Annotated in this window: 14 protein-coding genes; all 14 read right to left on the bottom strand. The window is 40.7% G+C overall.

The genetic code is table 11. The features are described 5' to 3' along the window. Positions 1-30: 30 nt before the first annotated feature. Positions 31-1143: a GDP-mannose 4,6-dehydratase gene (gene gmd, locus M8998_RS11925; protein ID WP_249993125.1), complete on the bottom strand. Its 1113-nt coding sequence runs from the start codon at positions 1141-1143 to the stop codon at positions 31-33. Between the two features lie 118 nt (positions 1144-1261). Further along, a complete protein-coding gene (locus tag M8998_RS11920) occupies positions 1262-2212 on the bottom strand; it encodes a GDP-L-fucose synthase family protein (RefSeq protein ID WP_249993123.1) in 951 nt (316 codons plus the stop codon). Positions 2213-2220: 8 nt separating this feature from the next. Next, a complete protein-coding gene (locus M8998_RS11915; RefSeq protein ID WP_249993121.1) occupies positions 2221-4587 on the bottom strand; it encodes a GumC family protein in 2367 nt (788 codons plus the stop codon). 53 nt (positions 4588-4640) lie between these two features. Further along, positions 4641-5315 (bottom strand): polysaccharide biosynthesis/export family protein, encoded by a 675-nt coding sequence (locus tag M8998_RS11910; protein ID WP_249993119.1) that lies wholly within the window; start codon positions 5313-5315, stop codon positions 4641-4643. 176 nt (positions 5316-5491) lie between these two features. After that, on the bottom strand, positions 5492-6235 hold the full coding sequence (locus tag M8998_RS11905) for a tyrosine-protein phosphatase (protein WP_249993117.1): 744 nt from the start codon (positions 6233-6235) through the stop codon (positions 5492-5494). Between the two features lie 188 nt (positions 6236-6423). Beyond that, complete coding sequence (locus tag M8998_RS11900) at positions 6424-8040, bottom strand: hypothetical protein (protein ID WP_249993115.1); 1617 nt, start codon at positions 8038-8040, stop codon at positions 6424-6426. A gap of 30 nt (positions 8041-8070) precedes the next feature. Beyond that, positions 8071-8811: a hypothetical protein gene (locus tag M8998_RS11895; RefSeq protein WP_249993113.1), complete on the bottom strand. Its 741-nt coding sequence runs from the start codon at positions 8809-8811 to the stop codon at positions 8071-8073. 35 nt (positions 8812-8846) lie between these two features. Further along, positions 8847-10265: an exopolysaccharide biosynthesis polyprenyl glycosylphosphotransferase gene (locus M8998_RS11890; protein ID WP_284040397.1), complete on the bottom strand. Its 1419-nt coding sequence runs from the start codon at positions 10263-10265 to the stop codon at positions 8847-8849. Between the two features lie 427 nt (positions 10266-10692). Continuing rightward, complete coding sequence (locus M8998_RS11885) at positions 10693-12414, bottom strand: tetratricopeptide repeat protein (protein WP_249993102.1); 1722 nt, start codon at positions 12412-12414, stop codon at positions 10693-10695. A 140-nt stretch (positions 12415-12554) separates the two neighbouring features. Then, positions 12555-14381 carry a polysaccharide biosynthesis protein gene (locus M8998_RS11880; protein WP_249993100.1) on the bottom strand — a complete coding sequence of 609 codons (1827 nt, stop codon included), beginning with the start codon at positions 14379-14381 and terminating at the stop codon, positions 12555-12557. Positions 14382-14653: 272 nt separating this feature from the next. Then, positions 14654-15088 (bottom strand): cupin domain-containing protein, encoded by a 435-nt coding sequence (locus tag M8998_RS11875; RefSeq protein WP_249993098.1) that lies wholly within the window; start codon positions 15086-15088, stop codon positions 14654-14656. An 11-nt stretch (positions 15089-15099) separates the two neighbouring features. Then, the gene (locus M8998_RS11870; protein ID WP_249993096.1) at positions 15100-16065 is read right to left on the bottom strand and encodes an MraY family glycosyltransferase; all 966 of its coding nucleotides are present in this window, start codon (positions 16063-16065) and stop codon (positions 15100-15102) included. A gap of 33 nt (positions 16066-16098) precedes the next feature. Continuing rightward, positions 16099-17007, bottom strand: a complete 909-nt coding sequence (locus M8998_RS11865; protein ID WP_249993094.1) for an NAD-dependent epimerase/dehydratase family protein — start codon at positions 17005-17007, stop codon at positions 16099-16101. 15 nt (positions 17008-17022) lie between these two features. Continuing rightward, complete coding sequence (locus M8998_RS11860; protein ID WP_249993092.1) at positions 17023-18399, bottom strand: nucleotide sugar dehydrogenase; 1377 nt, start codon at positions 18397-18399, stop codon at positions 17023-17025. Positions 18400-18447: the final 48 nt, after the last annotated feature.

Genomic DNA, 18447 nt, shown 5'->3' with positions numbered 1-18447 from the left:
GATTTAAAAATTCTCAAGTAAGGATAGCAATTACCCTACAATATGCTCCCATTGTGTATTATAATTTCCCCTCATTAAAGCAATGTCTGAAATTACCATCTCGGATACTAAAGCGGCCAGATCATATTGTGGTTTCCATCCCAATTTTGTTTTCGACTTCGTTGGATCGCCTAGTAAGAGGTCTACTTCCGTTGGTCTGTAATAGGTAGGATCTACCTGTACCACAACCTGTCCAATCTTAAATTGATAGTCTGTATTATTGATACTTTTGACAATCGCTATTTCCTGTTCTGCTTCGCCACTAAACTCCAGCTCAACCCCCACTTCTTGAAACGCCAGGCGAACAAAGTCTCTAACAGATGTGGTAATGCCTGTTGCTATCACAAAATCTTCCGGCTCATCCTGCTGTAAGATTCTCCACATGGCTTCTACGTAATCCTTCGCATGCCCCCAATCGCGCAATGAATTCATATTACCCAAATAAAGACAATCTTGCTTTCCTAAGGCAATAGCGGCAGTGGCCATCGTGATCTTACGTGTTACAAAAGTCTCGCCTCTTCGAGGTGATTCGTGATTGAAAAGAATACCATTACAAGCATACATATTATACGCTTCGCGATAATTTTTGGTAATCCAAAATCCATAAATCTTAGCTACTCCATACGGAGAACGCGGGTAAAAGGGGGAGCTTTCATCGTAAAACCCTGCTGAATTTTTGTTTTCTTCTAATCCGCCGTACAGTTCTGAAGTCGATGCCTGATAGATCCGAGTTTTACTTTCTAGCTTTAAGATACGTACCGCTTCTAAAATACGCAACGTTCCTAAACCATCGACATTTCCGACATATTCCGGTGAATCAAATGATACCTTTACGTGGGACATGGCGCCAAGATTATAAATCTCATCGGGTTGTACTTCCTGAATAATGCGGATCAGATTAGTCGAATCTGTCAGATCTCCATAATGAAGCTTAAACCGTACGTGCTGTTCGTGCTGATCTATATATAGGTGGTCTATACGATGGGTATTGAACGAAGAAGCCCTACGTTTTACTCCATGAACCATGTATCCTTTTTCTAGCAACAATTCGGCTAGGTAAGAGCCGTCCTGTCCTGTTATTCCTGTAATTAATGCTGTTTTCATGTATTGTAGTATTTAGTAATTAGTACAAAGTATGTAGACCATACATACTTACTAAGATCCATGTTAATTTTATTCGATTGTTGCCTCGTTGCTTCCATCACAACGACCCCGCGTATGTCTATAACTTTACTTGCTTATAATCTTGTTGATTTGCCAAAAACCACGCATAGGTCTTGGCGATACCTTCGCTTAGCTCTATCTGATGTTTCCAACCCAGACTATGCATCTTTGAGATGTCCATTAGCTTTCGAGGAGTTCCATCAGGTTTACTGCTATCCCAGATAATAGTGCCTTCGTGGCCAATGGTTTTTTGGATAATTTCAGCCAGAGCTTTGATCGTCAAATCTACGCCTGTGCCGACATTGTACAGGTAGTCGGGTAACACACTCTCCAAAGCAAACAAAACGGCATTTGCCAGATCGTCTACGAATAGAAATTCACGCATCGGTGTACCGGAACCCCAAAGTGTTACAGGTAAGTGCCCATTCTCTTTGGCTTCATGAAATTTCCGTATCATCGCTGGCAGTACATGAGAGGTATTCAGATCGAAATTGTCCTTGGTTCCGTAGAGATTGGTAGGCATCAGGCTGACATAGTCTTTCCCGAACTGCTTACGGATCGCCTCGCAAGCCTTTACGCCCGTTATTTTGGCGATAGCATACCATTCATTGGTCGGTTCTAAAGAGTCAGTCAACAAATATTCTTCTTTGAGTGGCTGAGACGCCAATTTTGGGTAAATACATGATGATCCCAGAAATATAAATTTCTTTACGTCATGTTTATGAGCCGCATCTATCAAGTTATTTTGAATCTGCATATTATCCATCAAAAACTGATAGGGAAAGTTATTATTCGCTAATATCCCTCCAACTCGTGCAGCCGCGTCTATCACAACATCAGGCTGCTCTGCCTCAAAAAAATCTAGAACGCCTTGTTGATTGCGCAAATCTAATTCAGACGATGATCTTACCAATAGGTTGCCATAACCATTGCTTTCCAACGCCTTTTTTATCGCGGCACCCACCATACCATTATGCCCTGCTATAAATATTTTAGACTGCTTTTCCATTGACCGTTTTATTTACGTTTGAATAATTGTTGCCACCAATTTTTGCTAGATTGCTCTTGACCATATTCCCCATAACCATATCCGTAGCCATAACCATAATTGCTGTAAAATCCACCTGTTGCCTTCACATCATTGACCACTAGTTGAATTGGCTTAATCTTGTCTTTAGAAACTAAATCATTAGGAATACGTAACTGCTCTTTGTACGTGTGCCCATGTCTTACCAGATAGAGACAGAGATCTGCGTAGCGATTGAGGAGTTGCGCATCAGTAACCATACCTACAGGCGGCGCATCCATCAATACATAATCATATTTCTCCTTAACAGTCGCCATTAACTGTTCTGCCCTTCCACTTACTAGTAACTCTGCCGGGTTGGGAGGAATCGCTCCCGCCTGAATAAGATCTACATTCTCGTGCACGCCGGAAGACATAACAATCTCTTCTAAACGCATGTCTGGCCGCACTACATAGTGTGAAAACCCTTTCCCGGCAGGCAAGTTAAGTTTGGTGGTAATCGACGGTTTACGTAAGTCTAACTCCATAATGAGTACTTTCTTATCCAATAAAGCGAGGGACACAGCTAGATTTAGAGCTACATAGGATTTTCCTTCTCCCGACATAGATGAGGTAAATAAAATGGTTTTTTTGCCGTGCAAAGCAAACTCCAAATTGGTACGAATCGCCCGGAACTGTTCTGCTATAGCTGATCGGGAAGTTTTGGTTATGACCACCTGATCCTTATCCTCGGAATGAGCCACGGTACCAAGAATAGGTAATTTATTGTCGCGTTCGATATCTTCCATACTCATAACACGGACATTAAGTAGGTTTTTGAGATATAAAAAGCCCAAAGGCACCAACAGTCCCAAGATCAACCCCATTGCATAGGCCGTTTTACGCTTTGGAGAGATGGGTTCTTCTCTTGACTTCGGTGTATCGATTACTTTTGAGTTGGACACGTTTGCCGTACGACCTATGGCCGTTTCCTCCCATTTTTCCTGCAGAAAAATATATTGAGCCTGCTTAATCTGTTGCAGACGAGCCAAATCTATATAGCCTCTTTCTATAGTAGGTACACGTTGAATTTGCGAGGTCAATTGACCAGACATCTGCTCTTGTTTGGAACGGGACAATTCTAGGTTTCTTTTCGTGGAAGCGAGACTACTAATCATATCTTCTCGCACACCCGCAATCTGCATCGTTATATTTTTGACTAGCGGATTATCTTCTGTATTTGCGAGTAACAGGCGCTCTCGTTGCAAAACTAATTCATTATATCGATTGATTAATGCATTGAAAGCGACATCTTGCAAAACCACCGATGCGGGTACCACACGTGGGTTGCTTGCATCACGCAAATAGCTGGACATGCCGTCTAAGCTGGACAGCTGCACATCTATCTCTGCTAAACTTCTCGTGTAACTAGCTGAATTTTCCAGCAGAATTCTGCTCTGTTCAGTCATATCTGCTAATTGAGTACTTTGCTTGTACCCAGAAATGCGATCTTCAACTCCTGCTAATTCTTGGGTAATCGCCGTTAGTCGTGCATTTATAAAGGATAAGGTAGAGTCTGCCACAACATTTTTGTCGTGCAGATTTCGTTCCATATATTTCTTGATCAATTGTTGTAGTTGCTCTTCACCTCGTTTAGGCTGCGTGCTACTCAATGTCAAATCTATCGTGGAAACGTTTTTGTTGGTTACAGAAACCTTTAATGATCGCATCAAACTGGCAACAACTGTTCCGACAGGTTTTACAGTAAAGCCGTAGTGATTGGACGCTGTGCGAGTATTGCTCTGGTTAAGTAACACTAAGCCGACACCCTCAAGAAGAAAGGGTTTACCCAATTCGGCTTCGATCGTTGTGTCACTCCCAGACAGCACAATTCCCTTTCCTCCGGAGTACTCCACTTGAAAATTAAACGATTCGCGAATGGAGTCTGGGTCAGAAAGTAAGATCAGACGAAAGGGCGCATTGTAAACCGGCCTGTCGTTAAATGTTCCTTCCATATAATAACTAATATAAGAGCTGTCTGCGTGAACAGTCTCTCGCATCAAATCATTCGTAGACAACACTTCTACTTCATTGTCTACAGAGCTTTTCGTCCCCATTAATCCAGACAGATCGGCCATTGGTGATCCGGCAAGCGAATTACCGCCTTTCTTATCGTCCGAGACAAGTAATTTTGCATCCACGGTATATATGGGCAATGTGTATCTCAAGTATAGAAATGAGCCTGTGAGACCGATTAATGCACAAAGCGCAAACCAGTACCAATTGGACATAACCCGTCCTACTAATCTTAAGAGCTCCTTGTTATCCGAGGGCTTTTCTTCAAACTCGAACTCTTCATTCCAGTCATTTTTACTCATAAATCAAAATCTTGATATAACGTTACGTTAATCCAATTATCAGAATATGATGGTTATCTCCATCTTGTTATTAGCACAATCAACAAGGACAATACTGAACCTACAATTGCATAGGTCTGTGTCCTTGCGGCATTGTTCGCTGCTGCTTTGGCCTTGCCTGGCTCCACATAAATTACGTCGTTTTGCCGTAAATAATAGTAGGGCGATTGGAAGATATCGCTATCGTTTAAGTTGAGTCTTACCATAGCTTTCTGACCGTTTTCTTCCCTTATTAATAACACATTCTCACGTTTGCCATAAATTGTTAAATCTCCGGCAAGACCTAGGGCGTCGAGTACAGTCACCTTTTCATTAGGCACTGTATAAGTTGCTGGCCGCATCACTTCTCCTAGCACGGTAATTTTGTAATTGGCAAAGCGTACCTGCGCCGTAGGATCCCGATAGAATTGCGCTGCTTGCTTCGTGATTAATTCTCTTGCCTGATAGGTAGTCAAACCCTTTACCTTAACTCGACCCAGTAAGGTCATATGTACATAGCCGTCCTTATCCACCAAGAAACCCGTGATAATTTGATTTCCAACACTAGCCGCACTACTGGCACCAATTGCTTGCACCGCTTCGGCCTGATTAACGATGCTACTTGTAGTTGGATCGAGTGTCTGAATGGTAATACTTAAGATATCGTCTGCTTGGATTGTTGGCTCTGTAAAGTCAGCCGCAGATTTCATTACTTTTAAAGAATCCGTAGGAAGGTCGTTAAAATATACGATGTTCTTTACAGAGCAACTCCCAAAGAGGAACACGAAAACAAAACTGATGATAGGATACCAAAAGGGGGTTCGTGGCAAAGATTTTTTTAAGTTGTTAGTCATTGTAGTTGTAGTTGTAGTTTTAATATGTTTTATCAGGCATAGGCAATATCATATAACGCCTGATTCTGTAAATTGCATCGCTTGAAGTAAGGCCATAAGTCTTCTTTTCTAATCCAATGTTCCAACGCTTTCACATGGCGCATGTGATGAATATCTGTTCCTACAAGATCCACCAACCCTTTTTCACTTAGTAAGCGAGCTGTCTTTTTTTCATTAGGGCCATAATAGCCGTAGAGCGATAGTAGATTTAATTGAAGAAGACATCCCAGTTCGCGCAATCGCTGTATCGCTTTGATATTTCCATGGTAGAAAACATAACGCTCTGGATGTGCCAAAATTGGCTTATAGCCTTGCATTTGCAAATCGAAAATCACTTTCTCAATCAACGAACTCTCCTGAATGTAAGACATCTCAATAAGGATCTGATTATTTGGTAAAGTCGCAAGCTTTTCTCCCGATTGGAGCAAACTGTCGAAAAAAGTATCGACCATATACTCTGCAGCAAACCCAGCAGCCATCTCTGTGTAATTACTTCCTAATACAAGTTCATAAGCATTGGCAATACCTTGTGTTGTGTTGGGGTACATCCCTTGAAAAATATGGGGTGTAAAAAAAAACTTCTGAATTCCCAAGGCATTGAGCCGCTCCATCAACTGTAAGCCGTCCGCCAATGTCGAGGCTCCATCGTCCAAGCCCGGCAAAATGTGAGAATGCATATCTATTTGCATCCAATCCAGATTTTGAAATTGTCTTTTTCCTCGGAAGATGTTTAGCATATTTTTTCTTGATAACCGATGTAAATTGTAGAAATACCCGGCCGGAGCGACCGCCCGGGATATTTCCCTACAATTACAAGCTAACACTTGTTTCTTTCGTAGACCACCGTGATTTCACGACTCCGCAAATCATTCGAGAGCGCTCATGAAAGCACATGGAATACTTAATTTTTCATGTATAATTCAATTTACAATTTCCCACACTCTTCGGTAAGAATAGCCAAGTTAGTCGCACCGGCTTTTGTACCTATGATATCACCAGGCTGTATTCCAACAGTAGCCGTATTATCTTCTTGAATAGTATGACCGCCAACTACTTTGACGCGATTGTTCCAGATTGCTCTAAAATCATATCTTGTTCCGTCTGTACGCAATAAGGTTGTTCTTAAAAACCCATTAGTTACCGTTCCCAAGAATTGGAAATCTCTAGTACCTGTTTCACGGTAGTATAGCTGAAATGTTGGCAAAAGCGTAATTGGATCCACCTTATCCGGACAGCGTACATACAACTGTAAGGTTGCTGTCGGATTTGTAGGATTCCCTGGATTGGGTAAGGCAATTTGTGTGGTTTGCCCGCATGCGGCTAATGGCCCTTCTGCTAAAATGTTACCTGCAGAATTTCTCACGACTATTGAGACACCACTTACAGGCAGGTTCGCAATCGATATACTTGCCATGTTGGCTGAAATAGAATATTGCCCAGAGAAAATAACATTACCTCCCGACACCGCTTCGACAGTGACAGGGTAAGTTGATCCATTCGCCATCCAATCTCCCGTAAAGTTGATTACTGACTGTACGTTACATGCTCCAGCAAATTCCCCTGCCAAAAAGAAAGTTAAGTGGGTAATCGGAAAAGTAACTCTGTAACCGGAACTAGCATCGCCGGTTATAGAGGTATTCTGCTCAAATCGCCAAACCCTATCACTGCTGCTATTAGTAAACACTTCAAAACTTTCCGCCGCACTGATCGTACGGCCACTAAGCGGACTAACATAGTCGGATCGCACAGGTAACCCCAGCGACAAGGCCTGACTGAATCGTCTTACTTGAATGCCATTGATCACCATATTGATTTGTGCGATAGCTCCGGGACTAAACGCGCCTGCCGAAGTTGAGCCTCCTGCTAGGACGACATTATCACTTCTAAGACTTCCGCCTGGTAAAAAGGATTGTGCTTGGGGATTACGCCCATTGATGCTTCCCAACATCACTTCCAAATTTCTGCCGACAATAACGTTATCTGTTGCATCAAGAAATTGAGTACCCGCTGGAATATCTAATGATACCTGTCCGCCACCTTCTGCTGCAGCCAAAGAAATAGTGATCGCCTCTAATGTAGCGCCGTTCGCTCCCAGTGCGATATTTTGCCGAACCTGGCTTACACCATCGGGAAGCTGAGTCGGTCTTCTCAATATAATAGTTTCAATACCTGCTGAAGCTTCTGTAATGGAAACGGGCACAATTTGAGTAGTATACCCGCTGGCACTTATCGATACACGAAAGCGAACCGGTGCAGCTGCCGTAGGCATACGCTTAGGATCAAGACCAAATGTCACCAAGTTTTCGGTAGGTCTAAAGTCACGAAAACCGTTCATATTGTAAATGTCTTCCGTATCGCCAGATACCAATGCAACAGCGACTCCATTGATGGTATTCCCATTGGGATCAACAATACGCAAAGTTGCGTAGTTTTTGATAACTTCTGTACTGATTTGAAGATCAAAATCTTTTAGTGGATTCTCGCAAGAACCAACGGCACCTAAAAGAATAAGTGCAATTATATAAGTAGCTAATTTTTTCATTTTTGTCATGTGCTAATGGCTGATTGCCTCTTACCAAAAACGGTAACTAAACCCAATTTCTACACGCGGTAAATAGCGATAGTTGCGGATGTTATTTTCAATCCGCGACGCATTAGCCACATTCTCTTCTAATAAACCACTCGCTTCCATGCGAACAGAGGGTTTAGATAAGTAATAAGCTCCTAAATCGATATTCATCGAGAAACGGCTATCGATCACAATATTACTCCAGCCTATCCCAGCGTATGGATTTACAGTCTCCTTCCAATTTACATGTGTGGTAATTGTCCCTACATATTCAGGATCTACTGCAATCTCTCCATACTGATAAGGGTCTGACAAACGTGTCTCCAACCGGCCATCCAGTTTGAAGAAGTAGGCTCCTCCAAGTTGAACATTAAATGTTCGGAAAAAACCAGCATTAGAGGCAAAAGGAGTCCAACCAAAAAGCAAGGATACATTGTGTGCTTTTGCGAATATGTTAGTTCTTGTATCTCGACCACCGTAGTTTCCCTGCACTCTGGTGTTGAAAGGCATGATACTCCCTGCAAGCCTAGCCCCGAAATGAGAGCCAATGGGCTGGTAATACTGTAAACCAACACCGGTAGTTCCGACGTGGACGCCTAATCCTACAGGATACGGATATCCATAGTTGTAGGTTGACGCGGGGATACTATCTCGATCTGCACCATTTGCAAACACGTTAGTGCTGGCAAGTAGGCTGCAGAGACTGAGCAGCAGCATCACGACAAATGTGAATTTAAATTTCATAAAGGTTGATTTGATATTAAAAATAGATTTGGTTGTTAATAAGCATTTTCTTCTCCTTTGATCATATTGATTGCCGTCATACAAACAATTTTAAAATCAAGCATAGCGGACCAATTTCGTAGATATTCTATATCGTATTCTACCCTCTTAGCCATCAAGGCCGGATCTTTAGTCTCGCCTCGATAACCATTGATCTGTGCCCAACCTGTAATACCAGGTTTTACAAAATGACGTACCATATAATGTTGGATGAGTTGACTATAGTGCTCCGTGTGAGATAACATATGCGGACGAGGTCCTACAACACTCATCTGTCCAAGAAACACATTGATGAATTGTGGGAATTCATCCAGATTAGTTTTCCGAAGAAATTGACCAATTGCTGTGATTCTCTTATCGCCTTTGGTCGCCTGCTGTGCATTAGATTGTTTGTTGACGACCATGCTACGAAATTTGTAACATCCAAATGCACGATTATTTCTTCCTGAACGGGGTTGTTTGAAGAAAATAGGACCTGGGCTTTGGATTTTTATGATTAATCCGATAATAGGGATCATCCAGCTAAGAATAAAAATCATCACCATACTACTGATAAAAAGGTCTATTAGACGTTTTTTGAGACGGTTTTCCATGGTCGACATGGGTTCCTCATGCGATTTCAGCACGGGCAAATCAAATTTCACATGTGCATTCTCACTATTATTGTATGTAATCCTCGCACTAATCGCTGGCACGAAGTTTAGCTGTACACATTGAAAATCGGCAGCGACAATCAAATCTTCACTGTAAGCGCTTACATCTGGTGTAGTAACCAAAAAAACATCGTGAATACCCTCTTTGGAGACCGTTTCAAAATATTCTCGGAACCTTTTTAAGGTTTTTTCTTTATTTTCTAAGGCATCTTGATCTTTATAACCAATCGTATTTATGCTGTAGAAATCACCTTGCTTCTCAAAATATTCTGCGACAGGCGCCAAATGATCACCATGTCCAATAATGGCTACACGCTTAGACCACTTGAACCTTTTTGCAAATGCAGGATAGATATAGGTCATAAAAAAGCGAGATACAATAAAGTATGTAGCTAACACAACAGAAAGAATAGCTACGAAAGGCCAGGCATGTGCAAGCTGAAAACCAGACATGACACATAGACCGAAAGAAATAATCAGCCCCATGCCAGCTCGAAGAGTGGCACGAAACATATTTTCCAACCGCTCCATCGAGATATCACGATATAAATGGGAAATCAAGGAGGCTAATATTGCCAGCAGATTGTACATCATCCAGAGCGACTGGAAAGCAGATGTTGATTTATCGATGTATCTGATCAAATTTAACTCTACCGCCAGGTCGAAGGCGAATAAAAAAGCTAAATTCACACAAATAAAATCAGTTGAAATCCAGAAGGCTCTTAAGTATACTAATACTCGATTTTGAACATACCTAAACATAGCTTTTTATGAATTAGTGAATAAATTCTGTTAAAACTCCTTTCAATCTGAAGTAGGATTGTGTAAACACCACTTCAATTTGAATGATACTTCAAAATTTTCTTCAGTAATCGATCTTAACGTTCAAAGTAAGAAGTCAACCTTATGAAAATTTATTCACGAACTAAGGAGAACACTAATTTTTGATTACTTCCAAAGGTACGCGGAGATATATCTTTAAACAATGTTTGAAGGGTTGGAAGGGGTAGACAAATAAGGGACAATCCCCAAAAAACCTCAAAGGAAGAAGTGAGGCAAGGGTCTAAATGATCGATGTCCACCCTTTGTCCACCTTACAAAAAGTAATAAAAAGACAAAGAATGGACGGATAAATTAAAATTAACACAAAAAAAACATGGGAAATTTAAAAATATAAATGTTACAACAACTAAGGCAGGTCGTTTGACTCTTCCATTTTCTTTTTGAGTCGCTGCTTTCCTTTCTTTACGCCATCCATCGAAATGCCCAACAATGTGGACATTCCCATGTTGCTGTACTTGAGTTTTATTAATGCTAGAAGCCTCAAGTCTCCCTCGGTGAGACGAGGGTATTTTAACTTTTTTTTCTTTAAATAATCCGGAAAAACTTGGTCAAATGTTAGCTTGAATTTTGTCCACCGGTCATCCGTCATGATGGGCTCCTTTAACAATTCGTCTAGCACTTCAACAGAGCGTACTTTAATCGTATTATTTTCCTGCCCCAATTTCTCTAAGTCATTCTGTAGGCCGGCGATTAACGTCGTATTTTCCTGCGACTTTTCTTCTGCTTCCTTCCAAGAGTTGGTAATAGTCTCCAGCTCCTTATTAAGCACTTTCCGCTCTAGTGCATAGGCCAATTGTTCTTTCTCCAGCGTAGTAGATTTGATTTTCAGCTTATTTTTACTCCGGTTTAAAAGTAATATGATAATAAATAGAACGGAGGTAAGTAACAACCCAAAAGTAAGCTCTAATAAAATAGTCGTCTTTCGTTCTTCTTCGGAAGCCGTAATAGAGCGTTGAAATTCGTCGGACTGCCATTGCCAATATGCTCTTTGTAACTCATCATACCGTTCTGTAGTACGCAAACTATCATCAAAACGAACGTATTCTTTCAGGTACTGAAGTTCATCCGTTTGATGTCCTTTTATATTAGCTATTTCTGAGCGTAATTTGGCAATATGTGTTTTAATCGGCAGAAAGAAGGGCTTTGATTTTACATATACTTCGCTTCGGGAAAGATATACCTCTGCTTCTTTCCATTCGCCAACATCGATCAAAACGTCTGCTAACTTTACCATAGAACGCATAGCATCTATGTGTTCATTGTATTTCACAGACAATCGCACATTTTCCTTTAGCAAACGGATTGCTTTAATAGGGTTTCCTTTATGTTCTTCAATCGTAGCGAGGTTACCGAAGATAATACCCATCCATAAACTATCCTGATTTCGTTGTGCAATACCAAGGGCTCGTTGGAAATGCACGACTGCCTGCCCCAATAATTGTTGCTTCTCGCTATATACACCCATGGAATTTACCATACTGATATGTAACGCTGTTCCATCTTTGCAGTATGGCAGCCCCCCTTGCAACAATTTGATGGCTCCAGGGTAATTCCCAATATATCCGTAAAATGATGAAATTTGATGTATGTGCCTCCCAAACAAAGGAACTAGGGTATAATCAACTTGCTCAATTAACTCACCTGCTTGGAGAAAATAGGGAATGGCCATTTGCAATTCTCTATAAACAAAGTAATAATAACCTTGCCTAATCAATACGATCAAACGGAGTTCGTCATTTTGTATCCGTTTAGCACTAGAGAGCGCCTTTTTATAATACAGGTCAGATCTGGAATTCACCCTATCATTTACGCGGGAATAATAATCCGCAGCAAGTAAGTCATGGATGATCTCTAATTGAGGACTTTCCTTTGTTTTAGCAGTTTGAAGTAATTTGTTGAGTTCAATCGCTGCACTAGTATCATTTGACCTAAACTTTTGATCTAATAATATAGATTCGAGAGAAGATGGATTATCTACGCCACTGGATTTATTCGATAAGGACTTATGTTGGGCATGTGCAATCACATGGCACAACATAAAAACTATCACGCAGAGATAACGAGACATGGATTGCACTAAATCTTTTTCAAAGGTTGACAATACAATGATACCGATTGTGAATCGGAAATCAAATACTTGTTAAAAACTATTGGAAAAGAATTGATTGGAATATAAAAAGCATATTATCTTCCAATAATTGTAAAAAATTATGTGTGTTTCTCCTTCTCGACAGAAAATACAGAGCTTGGGTTATCTAGAATAGTAAAATCAGAGTTTTGTGATTTAAATTCTGGCACTATTGCTTTCATCTTTGACACTAATTCGAACTTCGAATGAGCAGCATGTACCGATTTTATATGGTCGCATAGTTCCATAATCTGGGCATAGCGTTCGGATAAGTCGTCCGTGCCAACTTTAGCAATCATAATCTTCTCATGATAAGTTTTGATTGTGTTCTCTCCGTTCGCCAATAATTCCTCAAACACCTTCTCTCCAGGACGTAAACCAACAATCTTGATATCAATATCAATAGGGTATTGAAGTCCCTTAAGGGCAATCATTTTCTTAGCAAGCTCCATGATTCTAACTGGCCGCCCCATATCAAACACAAAGACCTCTCCCCCTTTACCCATAACAGCAGCTTCCTGAACCAACTGACAAGCTTCCGGAATTGTCATGAAGTATCTAGTAATATCAGGATGTGTAATGGTCAAAGGCCCTCCTTCCTTAATTTGACGCTCAAAAAGTGGTATTACTGAGCCATTAGATCCTAAAACATTCCCAAATCTGGTTACTATATAAGAAGTTTTGGACTTGCTGTTTAACGCTGCCACATACACTTCTGCGATGCGTTTGGTGGCCCCCATAATATTGGTAGGGTTTACTGCCTTGTCGGTAGACACCATCACAAATTTTTCCACATCGTATTTATCGGCTAGTTGTGCTATTACACTTGATCCAACAACATTAGTCCATATCGCTTCGTAGGGATTATCTTCCATTAAAGGAACGTGTTTGTATGCTGCCGCATGAAATATCAAATCCGGACGTTCTGCCTTGAAAACCTCTTCCATAAAAATGGCATCCCTAACATCCCCTACTACTGGTTTTATCCTTTCCGATTTAATGATGTATTTGAGTTCTTGTTGTACATCATACAATGCCGACTCTGCCTGATCTACAATAACGAGTTTTTTACAAGCAGAACTCGCGATCTGTCGCACCAATTCACTGCCAATAGAGCCTGCGCCGCCAGTAACCATAATTGTTTTACCCAGCAAAGCTCCGGATACGACCGGGTTATCAATATTTATTGCTTTTCTTCCTAAGAGATCAGCTATTTTCAACGTTCTGATGTGTTGCGCTGCAACAGCTCCTTCTATGTATTTGGAAGAAGGTGGAATAACTTTAATTTTCAATGGAAGCTTCTCGGCCACGTTAGAAATTTGACGCAGTCGCTCAGGATCAACGTCATCAATCGCAATAATTAGTTCTTGCACCCCTCCAGTTTCGCCCAATAAATTGGTATTCAGATCGCTCAGCGAACGAACAGGCATTCCATTAATATGTTTTCCAATACGCTGTGGATTGTCGTCAACTATTGCAACAACTCTATATCGGTTTCGTGAGCCCAAATGCAAAAGATTGTACGTATTATGTCCCATATTGCCCGCCCCGAAAAGTATTACTGCTATGGCATTCTTCTTCTTGTGCCAGAATATTTGGTGAAATCCTTCTCGATATAGCAATCGTAAGCCACTCATTGCGATGCCCACCATCATACCGTGTAAGAAAAGTTGCGTATGAGAAAAATGAAGAATATCATGATTTATTGTAAACAGCGTGCTTTGACTGAAAAACAACAAATCTGCAACGTATGCAGACACGAAAAGAATCAGCAAGGAAAGAAGAATACTGTTTCCAATCAAAAACAGATCATGTAGGCTAGTACTCCGAATAATCCCTCTAAATGGCTTAAAAAAAAGAAAAGAAATCAAATAGACTACCGTGACAATCAAAGACTGCCAGAGCATTGTCCTCAAATTCACTTCACCAAGTAGTCGAATAATTAATGCGTAACTGAGACAAAAACAGCCCCATACCACAAAGCTGTCGATGATCAAAACTAACCATCTCGGGCTATGAACTAATAACTTAGATTTCAAAACTCGGCTTACAAACATTATCTTCCTAACAAAAAATTATTTTCACTTGGCAGATCAAATAATAAACTATTCAGAAGCAAATATAAGAAAATAACAAAACTAAATTATGTAGTTGTCCGAAGAATAGGGAATGATAAGGCTTAAGAAAACTCTTGAAAGTAATTAGAAGGCCAAATATGATCGTCTAGGGGGGCGTGTTCTACACCGTAATCTGCGTACACCAATAATTCGGCATTATTCTCAGCAGCTTGAAAAGCGGTGGCATAACCCGCCGGAACATACAATAGCCGCCCTTCAGAAGCTGTTAATATAAGTCTTTTTATGGGCAAGTTGGGAGAGGGATTTACCCAATCATCTATCTCAACTAGATTCACGCGAAACGCACCGGAAATCACATAAAACCACCTCTGCTCAATCTTATGCCCTCTCCAACCTCGTATCACCTGCAGGTCTGCGTTTTTGATAAGATAAAATCGTTTGACCTCAGACATATCAAAATCGTTAACAAAACGGATTTGACCTCGCTCGTCTTTCGCTATTCCACCTGGAATTAAAGTATGTTGTGAATTATTCATCGTGAAAGAATCTAAGTATTTTCTCGCACGTACTTTCTAAGTATAAATTGCTTAGCCCATAAATAAGCGCCGCTTAAAACTAGAAGTAGTACAACCGAAAATGTGATTTGTGTGGAGACGTTATAACTCGTCATGTAGATAATTAGCATACCTAGCAGGACCTGCAGTATCCCGTAAGAAGCTGAAATCCAAAGTTTGTGCACGCCAACTTCGTTGGCTAAGTACTGATATAGATGTGAGCGATGCGCTTTAAAAATGTTCTCCCTTAAATATAGCCGTCGCACGATTGTCCAAACAGTATCTATCCCATAAACGACTAAAAACAGTACATAAAGAAAGTTACCTGTATGTAAAATCAACTTTGCGAGGGCGAACAACAGAATAAATGCAATGGCGACTGATCCGACATCCCCGGCAAAACACTTAGCTTTCACCCTAAAATTAAAATACGCGAATGCGAGCACACCAAGCATAGCAAAACTTAGAAAGTCTGTATCCATAAAATGTATGGAATGATTTACTAAAAGAAGCAATCCACCAACTGCCAAGCTATAGGCTGCTGTAATACCGTTGATGCCGTCCATAAAATTGTATGCATTGATTACACCTACAACCAGAATAAAGGTAATCAACAAGTAAAACCAAGGCATCGTAAATAAACCTAATTCGTAGGTCATTAATAGCACGGAAAAAAAATGAACGACTAATCTAAACCGATTAGACAATGTCATGATATCATCGGCAAAGGATACAACTGTCATCAACGAAAGTCCGAGAAAAAACCATGGATAATTAAATCCAGACCATAGAAAATACACCAATGCGGCGAAATAGAAAACCACGCCACCACCTCTTAAAGTAATGACGGAGTGGGAAGAGCGTTCGTTGGGTTTGTCTACAATATTGAATCGATCAGCAACACGAAAGTAAATCAGTTCAAATAAAATAAAGGCGATTAATAGCAGAATATATAGCATATTGTAGTAATGTGACTTGCGAATATACTAGGATTACTCTTGTTTACCCACAAAAGAACGGATTGTCTTCGCCATACCTTCACGTGCGGTTAACGGAAGTTTGTCTATGCCTAGTGTGTTTTTGATTTTATGATTAGAAACTATATAGGATTCCGTTAATTTCTTCAGTCTTTCTGAATTTAAAGGTAAGGAGAGCGCGTCACCAATTTTCGAGACTCTGGTAATTAATGATGCCGAAATACGCCAAAATTTTGGCTTTTTTCTCCGTATTTCGGAGATGATTGCTACAATTTCATTAGTAGACAAGGTGTCATCATCCGCAAAATTATACACACCTGAAGGCAATTCGGGCCTCTCTATCATCTGATCAATCAGATAGCACAAATTATCAATACTAATAAAAGAGCGATGATTAGGGAATGCTGCTAATGGCCATGGTAGCCCTTTATTGACAACTTTGTATAGAAGATTAAGGTTTCCTTTGTTACCCGGCCCATGTATCATACAAGAGCGAATGATAAACAGCCGTTTTCCTTCCGGCAACTCGGCCTGCAACAAAAATTGTTCAGCTTCCAGTTTCGACTTTCCATACGGAGTGAGTGGGTTAGCTGCTGTATCTTCGACTAAAGTGCCTTCTACCGAATCCGCCACTGCCTTTACCGAAGAGAAATAAAAGAAGTCTCGAATATCTGATGCTAAAAATTTTTGAAAAACTTTTATCGTTAAATCTCGATTTATACTAAAGTATTCATCTTCAGTCGAGGTGTTATTGGTATCATGTGCTTTACCTGCGAGATGAATAATGGTTGCGCTATTGTTATCAAGCTCTTGCTCCCAACCTTTTTCTCTCAATGAAACACATTTTGCATCAATGTTTAGATCCTTGAAATAGTTGAACAGATTTCTTCCGACAAATCCTTTACTCCCTGTAATTGTAATCATACCCTATAATCTGATTTATTCTCCTATCGCGTAGTACGAAAACCCCAATTCTTCCAATTCTGCCCCGTTCAGTAATTTCCTGCCATCGAAAACGAAAGAGGGACGTTTCATGCCTTCTTTGATTTTAGCCCAGTCATATTGCTTAAACTCATCCCATTCCGTTAATACAGCTATTGCATGCGATCCTATCAACGCTTCCTCCGGAGTATCTACCACGGTAACTAAACGACGATTCTCCTCTGATGATCGTGTGCCTAAATAGTCCAAATCACGATAGATTTGTTCTGCGGAAACTTTTGGATCATATACAATGATGCTGGCTTCTTCATCTAATAAATGATCCGCCACGTAGATAGCAGCAGATTCTCGCGTATCGTTAGTGTCTTTCTTAAATGCCCAACCTAAGAATGCGATTTGCTTGCCATTTACCGTGTTATACATCGTTTTGATAATCCGCTCCGCGAAACGCGTTTTCTGATGATCGTTTAACAAGATTACTTGCTCCCAATAATCGGCCACTTCGTTTAGATGATAGGAACGGGCAATATAGACTAAATTCAGTATATCTTTCTGAAAACATGAGCCACCAAAACCTACTGATGCCTTTAAAAACTTGCTGCCTATACGGCTGTCTTTGCCTATTGCATGAGCCACCTCATCTACATTTGCACCGGTAACCTCACACAATTCTGAAATGGCATTGATACTGGAGACACGTTGCGCCAAAAAGGCATTCGCCACTAATTTAGAAAGCTCCGAAGACCATAAGTTGGTCGTTAAAATTCGCTCTCTTGGAACCCAAGCTTCATATACTTTTACTAATGCTTCTATGGCTTCGGCATCTTCACCTCCGATCAATACTCGATCTGGATTATGCAAATCAGTCACCGCTGTTCCTTCTGCCAAGAACTCTGGATTGGAAAGAATATGAAAGTTAACCCCATTGCCCGTATGATCCAAAATGCTTTTCAAAGCCTCAGCCGTACGCACCGGAAGCGTAGACTTCTCTACAACTATTTTATCCGACTTGGCCACCGCTGCAATTTGCCGCGCGCACAACTCGATAAACTTCAAATCCGCTGCTTGGCCTTTGCCTTTGCCATAGGTTTTAGTTGGCGTATTTACCGATATAAAGATCATATCCGCTTCATCGATGGCTTTGTCTACATCCGTAGAAAAAAACAAATTACGACCACGTGCTTCCCCCACTACGGCATCCAGACCCGGTTCGTAAACCGGAAGTTTGGAAAGGTCTGCATCATTCCACGCCGCGATCCTATGTTCATTCAAATCAACAACCGTGACTTCTACATTCGGATTCTTCTGTGCAATCACAGACATTGTGGGACCGCCAACATAGCCAGCTCCAATACAGGTTATTTTTTTTATCATTAATATAACTTTCTACGACAGTATGCCTATTGATGAGAATCATACACT

Source organism: Sphingobacterium sp. lm-10 (assembly GCF_023554555.1).
Taxonomy (GTDB): Bacteria; Bacteroidota; Bacteroidia; order Sphingobacteriales; family Sphingobacteriaceae; genus Sphingobacterium.
Note: the sequence above shows the minus strand (reverse complement) of the source record. Positions and strands in the feature narration are given on the sequence as shown.